The organism is Microbacterium atlanticum (genome assembly GCF_015277815.1).
Lineage (GTDB): Bacteria > Actinomycetota > Actinomycetes > Actinomycetales > Microbacteriaceae > Microbacterium > Microbacterium atlanticum.
This window is the reverse complement of record NZ_CP063813.1, coordinates 3309103-3325995: the sequence shown is the minus strand read 5'-3', so window position 1 is coordinate 3325995 and position 16893 is coordinate 3309103. Positions and strand designations below refer to the sequence as shown.

Annotated in this window: 12 protein-coding genes; 10 read left to right on the top strand and 2 right to left on the bottom strand. The window is 72.1% G+C overall.

The features are described from left to right. Window positions 1-101: 101 nt before the first annotated feature. The gene (pulA, locus tag IR212_RS15210; protein ID WP_194396696.1) at window positions 102-5816 is read left to right on the top strand and encodes a pullulanase-type alpha-1,6-glucosidase; all 5715 of its coding nucleotides are present in this window, start codon (window positions 102-104) and stop codon (window positions 5814-5816) included. A 104-nt stretch (window positions 5817-5920) separates the two neighbouring features. Here the strand turns inward: pulA and IR212_RS15205 are convergent, their stop codons facing one another. Continuing rightward, the gene (locus IR212_RS15205; protein ID WP_194396695.1) at window positions 5921-6100 is read right to left on the bottom strand and encodes a hypothetical protein; all 180 of its coding nucleotides are present in this window, start codon (window positions 6098-6100) and stop codon (window positions 5921-5923) included. Between the two features lie 277 nt (window positions 6101-6377). On the opposite strand from IR212_RS15205, the gene IR212_RS15200 reads away from it, so the two are divergent. The 3 genes from IR212_RS15200 to IR212_RS15190 all read left to right on the top strand — a co-directional run bounded on the left by IR212_RS15200 (window position 6378) and on the right by IR212_RS15190 (window position 9418). Continuing rightward, window positions 6378-7520, top strand: coding sequence for an acyl-CoA dehydrogenase family protein (locus IR212_RS15200; RefSeq protein WP_228479361.1), 1143 nt, complete (start codon window positions 6378-6380; stop codon window positions 7518-7520). 28 nt (window positions 7521-7548) lie between these two features. Beyond that, window positions 7549-8445, top strand: coding sequence for a 3-hydroxyisobutyrate dehydrogenase (gene mmsB, locus IR212_RS15195; RefSeq protein WP_194396693.1), 897 nt, complete (start codon window positions 7549-7551; stop codon window positions 8443-8445). 196 nt (window positions 8446-8641) lie between these two features. After that, window positions 8642-9418, top strand: a complete 777-nt coding sequence (locus tag IR212_RS15190; RefSeq protein ID WP_194396692.1) for an enoyl-CoA hydratase — start codon at window positions 8642-8644, stop codon at window positions 9416-9418. Between the two features lie 226 nt (window positions 9419-9644). Here the strand turns inward: IR212_RS15190 and IR212_RS15185 are convergent, their stop codons facing one another. Further along, complete coding sequence (locus IR212_RS15185; RefSeq protein ID WP_194396691.1) at window positions 9645-10181, bottom strand: MarR family winged helix-turn-helix transcriptional regulator; 537 nt, start codon at window positions 10179-10181, stop codon at window positions 9645-9647. A gap of 143 nt (window positions 10182-10324) precedes the next feature. Between IR212_RS15185 and IR212_RS15180 the strand changes: the two genes are divergently transcribed. The 6 genes from IR212_RS15180 (at window position 10325) to IR212_RS15155 (ending at window position 16838) form a co-directional block, all read left to right on the top strand. Then, complete coding sequence (locus IR212_RS15180) at window positions 10325-11101, top strand: electron transfer flavoprotein subunit beta/FixA family protein (protein ID WP_194396690.1); 777 nt, start codon at window positions 10325-10327, stop codon at window positions 11099-11101. A gap of 12 nt (window positions 11102-11113) precedes the next feature. Further along, window positions 11114-12079, top strand: a complete 966-nt coding sequence (locus IR212_RS15175) for an electron transfer flavoprotein subunit alpha/FixB family protein (protein ID WP_194396689.1) — start codon at window positions 11114-11116, stop codon at window positions 12077-12079. 557 nt (window positions 12080-12636) lie between these two features. Next, the gene (locus IR212_RS15170; RefSeq protein ID WP_228479360.1) at window positions 12637-13917 is read left to right on the top strand and encodes a cytochrome b/b6 domain-containing protein; all 1281 of its coding nucleotides are present in this window, start codon (window positions 12637-12639) and stop codon (window positions 13915-13917) included. Between the two features lie 100 nt (window positions 13918-14017). After that, on the top strand, window positions 14018-15283 hold the full coding sequence (locus IR212_RS15165; RefSeq protein WP_194396687.1) for a sensor histidine kinase: 1266 nt from the start codon (window positions 14018-14020) through the stop codon (window positions 15281-15283). After that, window positions 15271-15975 carry a LuxR C-terminal-related transcriptional regulator gene (locus tag IR212_RS15160; protein WP_194396686.1) on the top strand — a complete coding sequence of 235 codons (705 nt, stop codon included), beginning with the start codon at window positions 15271-15273 and terminating at the stop codon, window positions 15973-15975. The genes IR212_RS15165 and IR212_RS15160 overlap by 13 nt, the downstream gene beginning before the upstream one ends. Then, complete coding sequence (locus IR212_RS15155; protein WP_194396685.1) at window positions 15972-16838, top strand: DUF4097 family beta strand repeat-containing protein; 867 nt, start codon at window positions 15972-15974, stop codon at window positions 16836-16838. Before IR212_RS15160 ends, IR212_RS15155 begins: the two co-directional genes overlap by 4 nt. Window positions 16839-16893 lie beyond the last annotated feature (55 nt).

Genomic DNA, 16893 nt, shown 5'->3' with positions numbered 1-16893 from the left:
CCTGTAAGCGCTTGCAACATGTCCCGGTCCATTGCTAGCGTCGGCCGCACACCTCCCCACCCCGGCACGTCGCCGTGCCACCGCCCCACCCTTGGAGCCCCGTGTCGAAGACGACCTCCGCACGTGTCCGCCGCGCCGCCGCGACTCTCGCCGCGGCCGCCCTGATCCTCGCCGGGGGAGTGGTCGCCACCGCTCCCGCCGCGGCCGCCGAGCGCACCTTCGCCCTCGTCGGCAGCCTGCAGTCCGAGCTCGGCTGCAGCGCCGACTGGCAGCCCGAGTGCGCGGCCACCGAACTCGTCGCCACCGCGAACGCGGGCATCTATGCGGCCGAGTTCGAGGTGCCCGCGGGCTCGTACGAGTACAAGGTGGCGGTCAACGACACGTGGGACGAGTCCTACGGCCGGGACGGCGAGAACATCCCGCTGACGATCGCCGGTCCGGCGACGCTGCGCTTCCTCTTCGACGACACGACGCACCGCGTCGGCGTCGAGGCCGTGAGTCTCAGGGCCGGTTACACCGACGACGACGACGCGCTCGTCGCCGAGCCGGTCCGCCAGCCGGGCAGCCAGGAGCAGTTCTACTTCGTCATGACCGACCGGTTCGCCAACGGCGACACCTCGAACGACCGCGGCGGCCTGGACGGCGACCGCCTCGCGACCGGCTTCGACCCGACCGACAAGGGCTTCTACCACGGGGGCGACATCGCCGGCCTGCGCAAGAAGCTCGACTACATCGACGGCCTGGGCACGACGGCGATCTGGCTGACCCCCAGCTTCAAGAACCGGCCCGTGCAGGGCGAGGGCGCGAACGCCAGCGCCGGCTACCACGGCTACTGGATCACCGACTTCACGCAGATCGACCCGCACCTCGGCACGAACGCCGAGCTCGAGGCGCTCATCGCCGAGGCGCACGCCAAGGACATCAAGGTCTACTTCGACATCATCACGAACCACACCGCCGACGTCATCTCGTACGCCGAGGGCCAGTACTCGTACATCGACCAGGCCACCAGCCCGTACCGCGACGCCGACGGCGCGACCTTCGACCCGGCCGCCTTCGCCGGCACCGGATCCTTCCCGTCCCTCGACGCCCAGACGTCGTTCCCCTACACGCCGGTGCTCGCGGCGGGCGACGAGGACGCCAAGACCCCGGCGTGGCTGAACGACCCGACGCTGTACCACAACCGCGGCGACTCGACCTGGTCGGGCGAGTCGGTCACCTACGGGGACTTCTCGGGGCTCGACGACCTCATGACCGAGCACCCCACCGTCGTGGACGGCTTCGTCGAGGTGTACCAGGACTGGATCGACCTGGGCATCGACGGCTTCCGCATCGACACCGCCAAGCACGTGAACTTCGAGTTCTGGGAGCAGTGGTCGGCCGAGGTGCTCGACTACGCGCACAACGTCGCGAAGAAGCCGGACTTCTTCATGTTCGGCGAGGTGTACGACGCCGACCCGGTGAAGCTCGCGCCGTACGTCCGCGACAGCGACATGAACAGCGTGCTCGACTTCGCGTTCCAGTCCTCGGCCACCAGCTACGCCGCCGGCAACAGCGCGAAGGGCCTGCAGAGCCTCTACGCCGGCGACGACTGGTACACCACCGCGGACTCCTCGTCGACCGCGCTGCCCACCTTCCTCGGCAACCACGACATGGGCCGCATCGGCCACCTGCTGCAGAACACCTCCGACGCCCTCGCGCGCGACCTGCTCGCGCACGACCTGATGTTCCTCGGCCGGGGCCAGCCGGTCGTCTACTACGGCGATGAGCAGGGCTTCGCGGGCACCGGCGGCGACAAGGACGCCCGCCAGAGCCTGTTCGCCAGCCAGGTCGCGTCGTACCAGAACCAGAAACTCATCACCGGGGCGGACGCCGGATCGGTCGACCGCTACGACACCGATGCGCCGATCTACGCGCACATCGCCGAGCTGGCAGCCCTCCGCACGGCGCACCCCGCGCTCGTCACCGGCGCCCAGATCGAGCGCCACGCCGACAGCGGCGCCGGCGTCTACGCGTTCTCGCGCGTCGACCGCACCGAGAAGGTCGAGTACCTCGTCGCCCTCAACAACACCGTCGCCGACAAGACGGTCGCGCTGACCACGCTCACCGAGGGCGCCGCGTTCGCGCCGGTGTACGGCACTACGACCGGGATCTCGACGGATGCCTCGGCTGCGGCATCCGTCACCGTCCCGGCCCTGTCGGCCGTGGTCTACCGCGCCGACCGTGCCGTGACCGCCCCGCAGGCGCCGCTGAGCGTCACGGTGTCGGCGCCGGCGCCGGGCGCCGGAGTGAGCGGCTCGACGCCGGTCTCGGCCGACGTCGACGACGCCACGTGGGTGGAGACGAGCTTCGCGTGGCGCGTCGTCGGCGCCGACGAATGGCACGCGCTCGGCACCGCCGAAGACACCGACCCGCGTGTCTTCCACACCGTCGACGGCCTCGCCGACGGCACGCTCGTCGAGTACCGCGCCGTGACGACGGATGCCGCGGGCGGCCACGCCGCCGCCTCGACCTTCGCCTCGGTGGGCGACCCGGTGACGCTCGACGTCCCCCAGGCGCCGGAGTCGCCGATCTCGATGGTCACCGTGCCTGGCTCGCTCAACTCCGAGATGGGCTGCGCCGGCGACTGGGCACCCGGATGCGAGGCGGCGAAGCTCACGCTGCGCGCCGACGGCATCTGGGCCGGCACCTTCGATCTGCCCGCCGGCCAGTACGAGTACAAGGCCGCGATCGACGGCTCGTGGGCGATCAACTACGGCGCGAACGGCGTGCGCGACGGCTCCAACGTCGCCATCACGCACGCGGGCGGCGCGATCTCGTTCTACTTCGACCCGCGCACGAACATCGTGCAGTCGACGGCCGAGGGACCCATCGTGACGGTGCCCGGCTCATACCAGAGCGAGGCCGGCTGCGCCGGCGACTGGGCACCCGACTGCCTCAAGAGCCTCATGGCCGACGGTGACAAGGACGGCGTCTACGAGCTCGCGGTCGACCTTCCCGCCGGCGCCTACGAGGCGAAGGTCGCGCACGGCATGAGCTGGAACGAGAACTACGGCGTCGGCGGCGCTCCCGGCGGCTCGAACTACTCGTTCACCGCCGAGGAGGGCACCCCCGTGGTCTTCCGCTACACCCTGGCCACCCACGTGCTGGAGATCGGCGGCGAAGGGCTCGCCGGCCTCGGCGAGGAGCGCGCGCACTGGATCGACGAGCGCACCATCGCATGGCCGGCCGACCTCGGCGGCGATGCCGGCGACGCGACGTGGCAGCTGCACGCCTCACCCGACGCGAGCCTCGTGCTCGAGGACGACGCCGTGCGGGGCGGCGAGGCGATCGACCTCGTGGCCGTCGACGGCGGCCTGACCGACGGCCAGAAGGCGCGATTCCCGGCGCTCGCCGGCTTCGTCTCCCTGCAGGTGGCCGAAGGAGCGGATGCCGCGACCCTCCTGCGCGGGCAGCTCATGGTGTCGCAGCGCGACGCCGAGGGCACGTTGCGCGCCGTCACGGGCGTGCAGATCCCGGGCGTGCTCGACGACCTCTACGCCGACGCGGTGGCAGACGCCGATCTCGGCGTGAGCTTCAAGGCCAACAAGCCGACGTTCCGCCTGTGGGCGCCGACGGCGCAGGCGGCGACGCTGCTGACGTGGGACGCCGGGACCGACGGCGACCCCGTGCGACACGAGGCCGCGTGGGACGAGGCATCCGGGATCTGGACCGTCGCCGGCGACAAGAAGCTGAAGGGCGACGAGTACCTGTGGGAGGTCGTCGTCTACGCCCCCACCACGGGCGCGGTCGAGACCAACCGGGTCACCGATCCGTACTCCGTCGCACTCACGATCAACTCCGAACGCTCGGTCGCGGTCGACCTCGACGACAAGGCGTGGCGCCCGAAGGCGTGGGAGAAGACGAAGTCCCCGGTCATCGACCGTCCGGTGGACCGCGCGATCTACGAGCTGCACGTGCGCGACTTCTCGGTCACCGACGAGTCGGTGCCCGAGGCCGAGCGCGGCACCTACGCGGCGTTCTCACGCAAGAGCGCGGGCACGGCCCAGCTGCGCGAGCTCGCCGATGCGGGCATCAACACCGTGCACCTGCTGCCGACCTTCGACATCGCCACGATCGAGGAGGACCGGTCGAAGCAGGCCGTGCCCGCGTGCGACCTCGCCTCGTACGGTCCGGCCGACACCGCGCAGCAGGCGTGCATCGAGGAGGTCGTGGACGCGGACGGCTTCAACTGGGGCTACGACCCGTACCACTACACCGTCCCCGAGGGGTCGTACGCGGTCGACCCCCAGGGCGGCGCGCGTGTCGCGGAGTTCCGGTCGATGGTCGGCGCCCTGCACGGCATGGGACTGCAGGTCGTGCTCGACCAGGTCTTCAACCACACGGCCCAGTCCGGACAGGAGGCGAAGTCCGTGCTCGACCGGGTCGTGCCCGGCTACTACCACCGCCTCAACCTCGCCGGCGGCGTCGAGACCTCGACGTGCTGCCAGAACGTGGCGACCGAGCACGAGGTCGCGCAGAAGCTCATGGTCGACTCCGTCGTGACCTGGGCGCGCGACTACAAGGTCGACGGGTTCCGCTTCGACCTCATGGGCCACCACTCGAAGGCGAACATGCTCGCGATCCGCGAGGCGCTGGACGAGCTCACGCTCAAGCGCGACGGCGTCGACGGCAAGGCGATCTACCTGTACGGCGAAGGCTGGAACTTCGGGGAGGTCGCGAACAACGCCCTCTTCGAGCAGGCGACGCAGGGGCAGCTCGGCGGCACCGGCATCGGCACGTTCAGCGACCGGCTGCGCGACGCTGTGCACGGCGGGAGCCCCGTCGACGGTGACTCGAAGTTCTATCAGGGGTTCGGCACGGGCCTTGCCACCGACCCGAACGGCAGCGACCGGCCGGCGCCGGGCGATCCCTTCGCCGATCTTGCGCACAAGACCGACCTGGTCAAGCTGGGCCTGGCGGGCAACCTGCGGGACTTCTCGTTCACGGCCTCGGACGGCACGGTGAAGGCGGGCGACGAGCTGGACTACAACGGTTCGCCCGCCGGCTACGCCGATCAGCCCGACGAGATCATCACCTACGTCGACGCGCACGACAACGAGACGCTGTACGACCTGGGCGTGCTGAAGCTCCCCGCCGACACGCCGATGGCCGACCGCGTCCGCATGAACACGCTCTCGCTGGCGACGACCGCGTTCGCGCAGACCCCGTCGTTCTGGCATGCCGGCACCGAGCTGCTGCGGTCGAAGTCGCTCGACCGCAACAGCTACAACTCGGGCGACTGGTTCAACCGGATCGACTGGACCGGGCAGGAATCCACATTCGGCTCCGGTCTGCCGCGCCAGGCCGACAACGGCGGCCACTGGGACGACCTGGCTCCGCTGCTGGCCGATCCCGCGAACAAGCCCGGTGCTGCCGACATCGCCGCGGCCGAGGCATCCGCTCTCGATCTGCTCCGCGTGCGCGAGCAGGTGGGCCTGCTGCGCCTCGGGTCTGCCGCGCTCATCGAGCAGAAGGTCTCGTTCCCGAACAGCGGGACGGATGCCGCCCCCGGCGTCATCGTGATGCTGATCGACGACCTCGTGGGCAAGGACGTCGACCCGAAGCTGAAGGGCGCACTGGTGGTCTTCAACGCCGGTACCGAGGCGACGACGCAGAGCGTGACGCAGCTCGAGGGACGCGCGTTCGCGCTGGCTCCCGCCCTCGCCCAGGGCTCGGACGCGGTCTTGAAGACGACGACGTGGGATGCGGCCACCGGCACGGTGACGGTTCCGGCGCGCACCGCGGTCGTGCTGGTCGAGAACCAGCGCCGCTGAGACCGCTCCGACGCCCGCCCGCCCGCCGTCAGGCGCCAGGCGGGCGGGCATCGGTGTTTCGGCGCGGGACTCGGGGGTTCCGGCGCGGGACCCGGGCGCGCCCGTCAGAGCGCGTCGAGGACCGCCCCGCCGAACACCGCCACCGCCGCGGCCCCGACGCCGAGCACCGCGAGGGTCGCGATCGCCACGACCACGATGTTCCCGCCGATCGTGAGCAGCAGGGCTGCCGCTGGGGACAGCTCGCGGCGGGCGGAGACGGGGATCGACGAGGTGGGGAGGGCCATGACTCGACGCTACGAAGCGGGCGCCTGCCGGCGCGTCCGCCGCGAGTCCCATCCCGCTCCGTCGCGAGGATGATCCGTCGTCGGCGCCGTCTCCGCCGACGCCCGGTGTGCGGCGAGGACGCCGCCTCCGCGGGACATGACTGGGTAACCTCGCAGATACATGGACGTCCATGTAAAATCAGGATCGTGCCGATGACGGCGCGATCGCGCTGATCAGGATGCCTCACGAGGGCGTCGCTGCATCACTGAAGGAGCAATGGTGTCCACGATCACCCCCATGACCCCGTCCCTGACGACCGAGGAGCGCGAGGCGATCCTCGAGGCCGTCCGCGACTTCGCCCAGACGGAGCTCGCCCCCAACGCCCTGGAGTGGGACGCCACGTCGCACTTCCCCCGCGAGGAGCTGCAGCGCGGCGGTGAGCTCGGGCTCGGCGGCATCTACGTGCGCGAGGACGTCGGAGGCTCGGGCCTGTCGCGCTCGGACGCCGCCGCCATCTTCGAGGAGCTCGCACAGGGCGACACCGCCGTCGCCGCCTTCATCTCCATCCACAACATGGTGGCGTGGATGATCGACACGTACGGCACCGACGCACAGCGGCAGGAGTGGCTCCCGCTGCTGACCTCGATGTCGGGCTTCGGCAGCTACTGCCTCACCGAGCCCGGGGCCGGGTCCGACGCCGCCGCGATCACGACCAGCGCCATCCGCGACGGCGACGAGTTCGTGCTGACGGGCGTCAAGCAGTTCATCTCGGGCGGCGGCGAGGCGTCCGTCTACATCGTCATGGCGCGCTCGGGCGAGCCGGGGGCGCGCGGCATCACGGCGTTCCTCGTGCCCGCCGGCACCGCGGGGCTGTCGTTCGGGTCGCTCGAGCACAAGATGGGGTGGAACGCCCAGCCGACGAGGCAGGTCATCCTCGACGAGGTGCGCGTTCCCGCCGCCAACGTGCTCGGCGGCGAGGGCCAGGGCTTCAAGATCGCGATGTCGGCGCTCGACGGCGGTCGCATCAACATCGCCGCGTGCTCGCTGGGCGGTGCGCAGTGGGCGCTCGACCGCGCCGTGCGCTACGTGCACGAGCGCTTCACCTTCGGCGAGCCGCTGGCCGAGAAGCAGGCCGTCGTCTTCGCCCTCGCCGACATGGCCACCGAGCTCCGCGCCGCGCGCGCGCTCGTGCGCGACGCGGCGGCGGCGCTGGACGCGAAGGCGCCCGACGCGTCGATGCAGTGCGCGATGGCCAAGCGGTTCGCGACCGACGCCGGCTTCTCGGTGGCGAACCAGGCGCTGCAGCTGCACGGCGGCTACGGCTACCTCCACGAGTACGGGATCGAGAAGGTGGTGCGCGACCTGCGCGTGCACCAGATCCTCGAGGGGACCAACGAGATCATGCGCGTGATCATCGGCCGCCAGCTGCTCGCCGGCTGATCCGCGTGCGACGAGGAGGGTGCGAACGATGAAGATCGCGTTCCTGGGCCTGGGACACATGGGCCTGCCGATGGCGAGGAACCTCGCCGCCACCGGACACGAGGTGGTGGGGTTCGATGTCGCTCCGGCCGCCGTGGCCGCCGCCGCTGACGCCGGGCTTCGCACCGCCGGGTCGGGGACGGATGCCGCCACCGGCGCTGACGTCGTCCTCACGATGTTCCAGACCGGCGCGCAGGTGCTCGACGCCTACCGCGGCGCCGACGGGCCGGGGCTGCTGGAGGTGGCGGCATCCGGAGCCCTCTTCATCGACTGCTCCACCATCGCCGTCGACGAGGCCCGGGCCGCGCATGCGCTCGCCGAAGCGGCGGGGCACCGCTCGCTGGACGCCCCCGTCTCGGGCGGGGTCGTCGGCGCCGAGAACGCCACGCTCGCCTTCATGGTGGGAGGCACCGACGAGGACTTCGAGGCCGCCCGCCCGCTGCTGGAGGCGATGGGCCGCCGCGTCGTGCACTGCGGCGGGGCCGGTCTCGGGCAGGCCGCCAAGGTGTGCAACAACATGATCCTGGCGGTGTCGCAGATCGCGGTTGCCGAGGCGTTCGTGCTCGGGGAGCGGCTCGGCCTCTCGCACCAGGCCCTGTTCGACGTGGCATCCAACGCGTCCGGACAGTGCTGGGCGCTGACGACGAACTGCCCGGTGCCCGGTCCCGTGCCCACGAGCCCCGCCAACCGCGACTATCAGCCGGGTTTCGCGGGGGCTCTGATGAGCAAGGACCTCGGCCTCGCCGAGCACGCGATCGCCTCCACCGGCGTGGAGGCCCGGATGGGCATGCTGGCGCGCGAGCTCTACCGCGACTTCGCCGCCGGCGAGGGCGCGGGGCAGGACTTCTCGGGCATCATCAACACCATCCGCGCCGAGTCCGCCTGACCCCTTCCCTTCACCCCCCGTTCAGCTCCCGTGTTCTCGCGGCGCCGTCGGTCGAGTCGCCAGAACACGCCGAGCGGCCGCGGGCCATCCGGCGTGTCTTGGCGAGTCGCGGGGGACCCGGGGGAGGGAGAAGCGGGCCATGAGGTCGCGCATAACATCAGAGAGGCCGCGCCGAGGCGGCCGGGACGGAGCACAGATGACCGACTACGAGACGATCCTGGTGGAGACGCGCGGTCGCGTCGGCTGGATCACCCTCAACCGGCCCCAGGCGCTCAATGCCCTGAACACCCAGGTCTGCCGCGAGGTGGTCGCGGCCGCCGAGGCCTTCGACGCCGACGAGGGGATCGGCGCGATCGTGGTCACCGGCTCGGAGCGCGCATTCGCCGCGGGCGCCGACATCAAGGAGATGGAGGCGAAGTCCGGGCTCGACATGGTGATGACAGACCACTTCGGCGGATGGGCGGACTTCGCGAAGGTGCGCACGCCCGTGATCGCCGCCGTCGCGGGCTACGCGCTGGGCGGTGGGTGTGAGCTGGCGATGATGTGCGACATCATCCTCGCCGCCGACACCGCGAAGTTCGGCCAGCCCGAGATCAACCTCGGCGTGATTCCCGGCATGGGCGGCTCGCAGCGCCTCGTGCGCGCCGTCGGCTACTACAAGGCCGCCGAGCTCATTCTCACGGGCCGGATGATGGATGCCTCCGAAGCCGAGCGCTCCGGACTCGTCTCGCGCGTCGTGCCCGCGGCCGAGTTGCTCGACGAGGCGCAGCAGACGGCCCAGGCGATCGCCGCGAAGAGCCTGCCGTCGCTGTACGCCGCGAAGGCGGTGCTCGACGCCGCGCTGGAGTCGTCCCTCGCCGAGGGCCTGCGTCTCGAGCGCCACGTGTTCGCCGGGCTCTTCGACACCGCCGACCAGAAGGAGGGCATGGCCGCCTTCCGTGAGAAGCGTGCGCCCGACTTCCACGGCCGCTGACCGGCGCCGCGGTGGCGCCGCCGGCCGCGCCGTCGCCGCCCGCCCGCGCCGTCGCAGCGCTGGCCCGCGGTGTCGCTGCGTTGAGACCGGGCGTTTCGGCCGAGGCCGGGGACGTCGCTCCTTGTCTCAGCCGCAACGCCCTGTTTCGCGGCCGGGCGGGGCGCGCGGCCGGCCTGGGACTCGGGCCGCGCGGCGCCGGGCGCTCGCGCGGGCGCTCGCGCGGGCGTCAGAGCGGGTCGGGCTGCGGCCGGGGGTCGGTGAAGTCGCCGGCGTCCTTGCGGAACCGCGCGATGATGCGCACGAGCTCGGTGGTGTCGTCGTCGCTGAGGCCCGGACTCTCGAACACCTCGGTGTTGAGGGCGGTCGTCGCCCGTTCGACGAGCTCGCGCCCCGAGTCGGTGAGCACCAGCATCGCCGCCCGCCCGTCGTCGGGGTGCGGCTCTCGCGACACCAGCCCGTCGCGGGCCAGCCGGTCGACCGTGTTCGTCACGCTGGTCGGATGCACCTGGAGGCGGGCGATGGCGCTGGCCATCGGCATCCGTCCCTCCCGCGTGAACCCCAGCAGGCGCAGCATCTCGTACCGGGCGAACGACAGCCCGAACGGCCTCAGGGTCGCGTCGATGCGCGCGAACATCAGCTGCTGCGCCCGGATGATCGAGGTCACTGCGGTCATCCCCGCCGCCGCCGGCTCCCAGCCGTGGGCGATCCACTGGCGCTTGGCCTCGGCGATCGGGTCGACCGGAAGACGCTTGGGTGCTGCCATGACGACCTCCTGCCTCCACCGTACCGGCCGGGCTCTATGTATACACACAGCGGCTGTGCGCGCGGCCCAGCGGGGCCCGCGTCCGCGGATTGGGTACATTCCGTGCCGCACCTTAGACTCGTGCCCAGCGTGAGGAGATCGTCATGAAGATCGTCGTCCTGGTCAAGGAAGTCCCGGATACGTACGGGGATCGCAAGCTGTCGCTGGAGACCGGGCTGGCCGATCGCGCGGCGAGCGACCGGGTCCTCGACGAGATCGGCGAGCGGGCGCTGGAGGTCGCGCTGTCGTACGCCGACAAGACGCCCGGGACCGAGATCGTCGTGGCGTCGATGGCGTCCGAGGCGGCCTCGGCGACGGTGCGCAAGGGCCTCGCGATGGGCGCCACGTCGGCCGTGCAGGTGATCGACGATGCGCTTCTCGGCGCCGACATGGGCCTGACGGCAGAGGTGCTCGCGGCGGTGCTGCAGCGCACCGGCTTCGACCTCGTCATCACCGGCAACCAGTCCACCGACGGTTCGGGCGGGATGATGGCGTCCATGATCGCCGAGATCCTCGACGTGCCGAGCGCTACGTCCCTCCTCTCCGTGGAGATCGGCGCCGACGCGGTGTCGGGCACGCGGGCGTCCGACGGCGCGACCATGCAGGTCTCGGCGGCGCTGCCGGCGGTCATCTCGATCACCGAGGCGCTGCCCGATGCCCGGTTCCCGAACTTCAAGGGCATCATGGCGGCCAAGAAGAAGCCGTTCGAGACGCTGTCGCTCGCCGAGCTCGAGATCGATGCCCACGACCCTGGGGTGTCGCGATCGATCGTGATCGCGCTCAGCGAGAAGCCGGCCCGTGAAGCCGGCGTGAAGATCGTCGACGAGGGCGACGCGGGCGAGAAGCTCGCGGAGTTCCTCATCCAGAACCGGCTCGCGTGAGGGTGGCGTGTGATGACGTTTGCAGATGACTCGATCCTGGTCCTCCTCGACACCACGCCGTCGGGGGGTCTGGCCAAGTCCGCCGCCGAGGTGCTCGGCGCAGCCGCCTCGGTGGGCACTCCCGTCGCGGTGGTCGTGGGCGACCAGGCGCTGGCGACGGATGCCGCAGCCCTCGGCGCGACCCAGGTGCTGGTCGCCCCTCCGGGCGACGGGCTGACGGTTCCGGTCGTCGACGCCCTCACCGCTGCGGCCGATCTCGTCCGTCCGGACGCGGTCCTGATCTCGCACTCGATCGAGGGGCGCGATGTGGCCGGTCGCTTCGCGGTCCGCACCCGCTCGGGCGTCGCCGTCGATGCCGTCGGCGTCTCGCGCGATGCGGAGGGCGTGGTCGCGCACCACTCGGTCTACGGCGGCGCGTACAACGTCGACTCCGCCGTGACCTGGGGCGCGCCGGTGATCACGATCCGGCAGGGATCGGTGGATGCCCGCGCCGAGGCGGTCTCCGGCGTCGAGGCCGAGCCGCTCGAGGTGCGACCGTCCGGCCGCAAGGCGGCCACGGTGACCTCTGTCGACGAGGCCGTGGTGTCGTCCTCGCGCCCCGAGCTGCGCGGGGCGGTGAAGGTCGTCTCGGGCGGGCGGGGACTCGGATCGGGCGAGAAGTTCGCGCTCGTCGAGCAGCTCGCCGACACGCTCGGCGCCGCTGTGGGCGCCTCCCGCGCCGCAGTCGATGCGGGCTATGTGCCCCAGACGTACCAGGTCGGCCAGACCGGCGTGTCGGTGTCTCCTCAGCTGTACGTCGCGCTCGGAATCTCGGGAGCGATCCAGCACAAGGCCGGCATGCAGACCGCGAAGACGATCGTCGCGATCAACAAGGACGCCGATGCCCCGATCTTCGAGATCGCCGACTTCGGCGTGGTCGGCGACGTGTTCCAGGTCGTGCCGCAGCTGATCTCCGCGCTCGAGGCGAAGAAGGCGTAGCCCGGATGGCGACGTACGGTTCTGCGGTGCGGCGCGGCCTGCCGCGCGTGCCCGGTGGCGAGCCCTGGCCCCCGGCCGGCGCCGCGCCGGTCTCGAACGGACATGGGGCAGCCGACACGGTGACCACCGCGTCCGCCTCGCCGTCTGCGCCGTCCATGACCCCCGAACCCGCCGGTCCCGAGGTCCACATGGCGCAGACGGCGGGAACGGATGCCTCGACTCCGCCGATCGTGACACCTGAAGCGCCGGCCGGGGCGGCCGCGCCGGCCGCGCCGGCCGCGCCGGGCGCGCCGGTCCGGGCGATACGTCGGGGGCTGCCGCGCGTGCCCGGCGGGGAGCCGTGGCCACCGGCATCCGTCCTCCCCACCGTGGCAGCCGCACCCGAGCCCGCGCCCGAGCCCGAGCCCGAGCCCGCGCAGAATCTGGCACCTGCGGCCGCATCGACCGGAGCGAAGCGGCCACAAGTGACAGATTTGGCGGCGCCCGTGGCAGCGGGGACCCCGATCCGCCGCGGTCTTCCCCGGGTTCCCGGTGGCGAACCGTGGCCGCCAGCCGGCATGGCGCCCGCCGCGCGGCCGGCGACGGTGACGGATGCCGCGACCCGGCCGCTCCCCGGGGCCTCGACCGCGCCCGCCGCGGGGCCGGCGACCCCGGCCACGCCCACGCCCGCCGCGCGGCCGACCGCCGCGACCACGCCCGCCGCGGGGCCGGCGACACCGACCACGCCGGCCCATCCCGCCGGCGCGCCGGCGGGCACGCAGGTGGCGGCATCCGTCGCCGCCGTTGCCGAGGCGGCCCCCGCGGTCGCTGCCACCCCGAGCGGGGTGCCGCTGGCGCAGCCCCTGCCGTTCACGAAGACGGTGTGGGAGGGCGCAGCCGCACGCACCCGGCCGGCGCCCGCAGCCGAGCCGCAGCGGATCGGCCCTTTCACCAAGCTGCAGTGGGCGGGTGCCGTGGTCATCGGCGGCGCCGGACTGCTGTTCGCCGCGGGCCTGGCCGTCGCCTTCGTGCGCTTCCTGCTGTCGACGCCGTGGGGCGTGGACTTCCTCGCCGCGTATCCCGGCGAGTACCACCTGCCCGAAGGGGCTCCCGTCGGCTTCCCGGCGTGGCTGGCGTGGCAGCACTTCTTCAACGTCTTCCTGATCGTGTTCATCATCCGCACCGGCCTGCGGGTGCGCACCGAGAAGAGGCCGAGCGTCTTCTGGTCGCCGCGCGGCAACGGGCGCCGCAAGATCAGCCTGAACCTGTGGTTCCACCAGTCGCTGGACATCCTGTGGCTGGTCAACGGCGTGATCTTCGTGGTGCTGCTGCTGGTCACCGGGCAGTGGATGCGCGTCGTGCCGACCTCGTGGGAAGTCTTCCCCAACGCGCTGTCGGCGGCGCTGCAGTACGTGTCGCTGGACTGGCCGACCGAGAACGGGTGGGTCAACTACAACTCGCTGCAGCAGCTGGCCTACTTCGCGACGGTGTTCATCGCCGCGCCGCTGGCCGCGCTCACCGGGGTGCGGATGTCGGGCGTCTGGCCGAAGAACGCGACCGGGCTCAACAGGGCGTATCCGGTGGAGTGGGCGCGCGCGGTGCACTTCCCGGTGATGCTGTACTTCGTCGCGTTCATCGCGGTGCACGTCTTCCTCGTGTTCGCGACGGGCGCGCTGCGCAACCTGAACCACATGTACGCCGCGCAGGGCAGCGTCGACCCGAACGCCTACGCCGACAACTGGACCGGGTTCTGGTTCTTCGCCGCCTCCCTCGCCGTGATCGCCGTCGCGTGGGTCGCGGCCCGTCCGCTGGTGCTCGCGCCCATCGCGCGCCTCTTCGGCACGGTCTCCGGCCGCTGAGCCGCCGACGGCGGACGCCTCCGCCCTGGGGGATAACCCGAAGCCAGGTCTCCGGCCACCTCGGGCGCGCCGCGCGCCGCGCGCGCCTACCGTAAGGGGCATGACCTCCTCCGACACAGCCCACCCTCGCCCGGTGACCAGGCCCGCACAGGTGGCGGGCGCGATCGCCCAGCTCGCCGCCGTCGGCATCATCGGCGCCGCGGTGTTCTCCCTTCTCTTCTCGATGCTCGGACTCGGCATCGGCCTCCTGTTCGTGCTCGGCCTCGGCCTCGTCGTGCTCTTCGCCCTCGTCTACGTGCTCTACGCCGTCGGCTGGCTCGAGACCCAGCGCGTCGACGGGCTGTACCGGTTCGGCCTCGCGGCCCCGCGCCCGCGGTCCAGCGGGCGCCCCGGCTTCGGCGGCTTCGTCCGCACCGTGTGGATGCAGGCGATCGACCTCTCCACCTGGCGCGCCATCGCGAACCTCGCGATCGCGACCATCCTCGGCTGGGTCGTCGTGGCCCTCGCGGGGCTCCTCGCATCGGGCGTCGTGCTCGCCTTCGCGCCGCTGTTCGGCGACGCCAGCGCGGTGCGCCTGGCGCGCACCGGCATCGACGTGCCGCTGTCGTGGGCGGTGCCGGTCGGCATCCTCGCGGTACTCGTGTCGGCTGCGGGCCTCGTCGGGCTCGGGATCCTCCACGGCATCATCGCGCGGGCGGTCATGGTGCCCTCGCGCGAGGCGCAGCTGGCGGCCGCCGCCCGCGCCTCCAGCCTCCAGCACGCCGGCGCCGTGCGCGCCGCCGATGTCGAGCGCACCCGCATCGAGCGCGACCTGCACGACGGCGTCCAGCCGCGGCTGGTGTCGGTCGGCATGACGCTGGGGCTCGCGCAGCAGAAGATCGACGCCGACCCCGAGGCGGCGAAGGCGCTGATCAGCGAGGCCCACACCTCCACGAAGGCCGCCATCACCGAGCTGCGACAGCTCGCACGCGGCATCCACACGTCCGTCCTCGACGATCGCGGCCTCGACGCCGCGCTCTCGGCCCTGGTCGCGCGCTCGGTCGTGCCGGTGCAGACCGATGTGCGACTCGACGGCCGCTGCAGCCGCGACACCGAGGCGGCGGCGTACTTCGTGATCGCCGAGGCCCTCACGAACGCCGCGAAGCACTCCCGTGCGACCGAGGTGCGCGTCGTCGTGCGGCTGCGCGAGCCCGGCGTCCTGTGGGCGCGCGTCGAGGACAACGGCGTGGGCGGCGCGCAGGTCGTGCCGGGCGGTGGCCTCGACGGCATCGTCAACCGCGTCCTCGCGGCCGGCGGCGAGGCCCGCATCGACAGCCCCGCGGGCGGTCCCACCAGCGTGGAGGTGAGCATCCCGTGCGCATCGTGATCTGCGAGGACTCCGCGCTGCTGCGCGCCGGCCTGGTGCGGGTGCTCGAGGACGCCGGCCACGAGGTGGTCGCCGCCCTCCCCGACGCCTCGCACCTCGACGAGACGGTCGACCGGACCGCGCCCGAGCTCTGCATCCTCGACGTGCGGCTGCCGCCGAGCTGGACCGACGAGGGCATCCGCGCCGCGCTCTCGCTGCGCGCACGCCTCCCCGAGCTCGCGGTGCTCGTGCTGTCGCAGTACGTCGAGGAGCGGTACGCCGCCGACCTCATCGCGTCCAGCGGCGGTGCGCTCGGCTACCTCCTCAAGGACCGGGTGGCCGACGTCACCGACTTCCTCGAGGCGATCGACCGCATCGCGGCCGGGGCCACCGTGCTCGATCCCGAGGTCGTCGCGCAGCTGCTCAGCCGGCGCAAGCGGGATGAGCGGATGCTGCGACTCACCGAGCGCGAGGCATCCGTGCTCGCTCTCATCGCCGAGGGGCGCTCCAACCAGGCCATCGCCAGGACCCTCCACGTCAGCGAGGGCAGCGTCGAGAAGCACATCACCGCGGTCTTCCAGAAGCTGGACCTCGAACCCGACGAATCCGGCAACCGCCGCGTCCTCGCGGCGCTCGCCCACCTCGAGCACGGCGGCGCCACGCCGCCCCCGACCCCGAGCGGCCGCACGCCGCAGACAGGAACGAACCGATGAGCACCACCATGACCCCTCCTCCGCCGCCCTCCGCAGCGCTTCCGGACCGGCCGGCCGATGCCCCGCCGCCTTCGAGCGGGTCGCGCGTCGTCGCGATCCTCGTCATCGTGTTCGGCGGCCTCGTGCTGCTCGGAGCAATGGTCTCAGCCGCCGTCGGCACGATCGCCTCGGCATCGGTCTCGACGTCGACGCGGACGGCCGACGCCGCCGGCGTCGAGCAGCTGGACGTCGACGCCGCCGCCGGAACGCTCCGCGTGGAGTTCACCGACGTGACCGAGGCCGAGCTCGAGGTCACGAGCTCGTGGGGCGCCGACGTCTGGCGCCTCGACCGGCAGGGCGACACCCTCGCGGTCGCGTCACCGGACCGGTTCGGCTGGTTCGGCTGGCGCGGGTGGTTCGGAGACCAGCGGGCGGATGCCGTGCTGCGCCTGCCCGCCGAGCTCGCGGGTCTCGACGCCGACGTGTCGCTGTCGGCCGGCGAGTTCATCACGGACGGCGAGTTCGGCACGCTCGGCATCTCGCTGGCGGCCGGATCGTTCGACGTGACCGGGTCGGCCGAGTCCCTGACCGCCGACATGAGCGCGGGACGCGGCACCCTCGAACTCGAGGATGTGCGCACCGCCGAGCTCACGGTGAGCGCGGGTTCGATGGACGCGCGGCTGACCGGCGCCCAGCCCGATGCGATCGACATGGACGTCAGCGCCGGCTCGCTGCGGCTCACCGTTCCCGACGGCGAGTACGACGTCACCTCCGACGTGTCGGCGGGCGGCTTCGACAACGCCGTCGGCTCGACGCCCGGCGCGTCCAGCACGGTGAGCGTGCAGGTCTCGGCGGGTGAGGCGGTGCTGCGCTCCGAGCGCTGAGTGCGCGGGGTGAGGCGGGGCGGGGTTCTCCCGTCCCGTTTCGCCATGTCACAAG

Bases quoted from the DNA above. Each gene is read 5' to 3' on its own strand.
- IR212_RS15205 (WP_194396695.1), bottom strand. From the start codon at position 6,100: ATGGCCCTCCCCACCTCGTCGATCCCCGTCTCCGCCCGCCGCGAGCTG.
- IR212_RS15200 (WP_228479361.1), top strand. From the start codon at position 6,378: ATGACCCCGTCCCTGACGACCGAGGAGCGCGAGGCGATCCTCGAGGCC.
- mmsB (WP_194396693.1), top strand. From the start codon at position 7,549: ATGAAGATCGCGTTCCTGGGCCTGGGACACATGGGCCTGCCGATGGCG.
- IR212_RS15190 (WP_194396692.1), top strand. From the start codon at position 8,642: ATGACCGACTACGAGACGATCCTGGTGGAGACGCGCGGTCGCGTCGGC.
- IR212_RS15185 (WP_194396691.1), bottom strand. From the start codon at position 10,181: ATGGCAGCACCCAAGCGTCTTCCGGTCGACCCGATCGCCGAGGCCAAG.
- IR212_RS15180 (WP_194396690.1), top strand. From the start codon at position 10,325: ATGAAGATCGTCGTCCTGGTCAAGGAAGTCCCGGATACGTACGGGGAT.
- IR212_RS15175 (WP_194396689.1), top strand. From the start codon at position 11,114: ATGACGTTTGCAGATGACTCGATCCTGGTCCTCCTCGACACCACGCCG.
- IR212_RS15170 (WP_228479360.1), top strand. From the start codon at position 12,637: ATGGCGCCCGCCGCGCGGCCGGCGACGGTGACGGATGCCGCGACCCGG.
- IR212_RS15165 (WP_194396687.1), top strand. From the start codon at position 14,018: ATGACCTCCTCCGACACAGCCCACCCTCGCCCGGTGACCAGGCCCGCA.
- IR212_RS15155 (WP_194396685.1), top strand. From the start codon at position 15,972: ATGAGCACCACCATGACCCCTCCTCCGCCGCCCTCCGCAGCGCTTCCG.